The sequence below is a fragment of the Ciceribacter ferrooxidans genome (genome assembly GCF_004137355.1).
GTDB classification, from domain to species: domain Bacteria; phylum Pseudomonadota; class Alphaproteobacteria; order Rhizobiales; family Rhizobiaceae; genus Allorhizobium; species Allorhizobium ferrooxidans.
Genome location: NZ_SDVB01000408.1, coordinates 1 through 250, shown reverse-complemented (window position 1 = coordinate 250; position 250 = coordinate 1). Strand labels below are relative to the sequence as shown.

The 250-nt window shown below is 42.4% G+C and carries 1 protein-coding gene; it reads left to right on the top strand.

The features are described 5' to 3' along the window. Nucleotides 1–250, top strand: a 250-nt coding sequence (locus EUU22_RS26460) for a reverse transcriptase family protein (protein ID WP_205687969.1), incomplete at both ends; no start/stop codon positions are given.

The following is a 250-nucleotide window of genomic DNA, read 5'->3' as shown; positions in this document are numbered from 1 at the left end:
CAGAATGGCAGCTAATGAGTTAGCTGAGGTGAAGAAACAGGTGGATGATTTGCTTCAGAAAGGATATATTCGACCCAGTACTTCGCCATGGGGAGCACCAGTCATCTTTGTGGAGAAGAAAGATCATACTCAGAGAATGTGCGTGGATTATCGAGCGTTGAATGAGGTTACTATCAAGAATAAATATCCTCTACCCAGAATTGATGACCTGTTCGATCAACTGGAAGGTGCTACAGTTTTCTCTAAGATA